We start from the raw sequence: 1,584 nt of genomic DNA on the forward strand, positions 1-1,584 counted from the left end.
ACGGCGGATTGCTCAGTCTCGAGGAGGCGTGCGACAGATACAGGCTGAGCAATGAAGAAATCGGCTCGTGGCGGCGCTCGCTCGATCGCTCCGGACTTCCCGGGCTTCGCATCACCAAGCTCCAGCGGTATCGAGGACGACATATGGATTGATCGATCGATGTCGCGCTACCCCCACCATGCGCGGCACCGGCCGGACGGCGCGGGCGACTGGTCCCGCTCGCGCCGTCCTTCCAAATTCGCTTTATGCACGCGCAAGCCCATGATATATTTCAGTTCTGATGCCAGCGCCGGATCACGCCCGACCGATCAGCCCGGACCATCCGGTGTGGCACGCGCTTTGGTCCTATGAGGTCGGCCCCGAGAAAGCGGATCTGACGTTCACGGCGCGCCTCGTGCGCGAGAATGGCTGGGCCGAAGCATACGCCGAACGCGTGTTCGACGAGTATCGGTGTTTCTGCTTCCTCGCCGCTACGAGCGACGCCGAGCTGACGCCTTCCGACGCCGTCGATCAGGTCTGGCACCTTCACCTCACCTATACGCGCGACTATTGGGAGCGATTTTGCCCCAAGGTGCTCGGCCGTCCCCTGCACCACGGCCCAACCGCCGGCGGCAGCGACGAACGCTCACGCTTCTTCGACCAATATGCCCGGACGCTGCGTCGATACGAACAGGTTTTCGGCGCGCCGCCGCCGGACGATATCTGGCCCGATGCGGCGCGGCGTCTGATCGACGATCCCCGCGCACGCCGCGTCCATCCGCGCGATGGGGTCGTGCTGCCGCGAAGCGCGCTCCGCGGGGCATCCATCATTGCAGCCTGCCTTCTCACCGGTGTTGGCCTATGGTTCGGGAGTGTCGTCTTATGACAATGTTCAGCCACGCAAGCTGGAGCGGCAGCGAGTTCCTCGCGCTTTATGCCATGCTTCTTATGGCCGTCATCTATCTCGGCTTTGCCATTCCGCATTCTCTCCGCCCCGGCGGCCGGGAAGCGCGATCTCTCCCGGACGAACAGGTCGCCTATCTGGCAGGCGGGCGCGAGCGTTATGCCGAGCTTGTCGCGACGCGGCTTATGACCGCAGATGCGATCACGATAACAGCGGACCGAAAAGTCGCAATCCAGGGCACGAATGGCCTACACGGCCCCGGTGAAGCGGCGATCCTTGCCCTCCCCTCACCAACGGACTGGAGCGCGATCGACCATGCGCTTCGCGCCAGCGCCGAGAACGTCCGCAAGAGCCTGATCGCCGGGGGGCTGCTCATGCGGCGGCCGCGCGTTATCCTGATCCGCCTTTGCCAGACGCTGCCCTATCTGCTCCTCATCGCGCTTGGCCTGTCGCGCTGGCGCTACGGCAACGCACTCGATCATCCGACCGGCTTTCTGACGGCGTTGATGATTCTGACCGCCTTTCTCGCGCTGCTGCGCTGGTTCACGCTGGAAAAGCGAACCCGGAGCGGCTTCGCGGCGATCGAGGACGCACAGGCGCGTGCCGAGCGTCTCCGCCGCGCCCCGATGCCGGATGAAATTCCCCTTGCCGTGGCGCTTTTCGGCACCGCCGTGCTCGCTGGTTCGAACCTCACCGATTTT

General features: G+C 64.5%; 3 protein-coding genes. All 3 read left to right on the top strand.

Going from position 1 to position 1,584, the window contains the following annotated elements:
- Nucleotides 1-8: 8 nt before the first annotated feature.
- A complete protein-coding gene (locus VGD20_RS18300; protein ID WP_331135810.1) occupies nt 9-152 on the top strand; it encodes a DUF1153 domain-containing protein in 144 nt (47 codons plus the stop codon).
- A gap of 128 nt (nt 153-280) precedes the next feature.
- Nucleotides 281-865: a hypothetical protein gene (locus VGD20_RS18305; protein ID WP_331135808.1), complete on the top strand. Its 585-nt coding sequence runs from the start codon at nt 281-283 to the stop codon at nt 863-865.
- On the top strand, nt 862-1,584 hold a 723-nt coding region (locus VGD20_RS18310; RefSeq protein WP_331135809.1), incomplete at its 3' end, for a TIGR04222 domain-containing membrane protein. The genes VGD20_RS18305 and VGD20_RS18310, both read left to right, overlap by 4 nt.

Source organism: Sphingopyxis sp. (genome assembly GCF_036402335.1).
Taxonomy (GTDB): domain Bacteria; phylum Pseudomonadota; class Alphaproteobacteria; order Sphingomonadales; family Sphingomonadaceae; genus Sphingopyxis.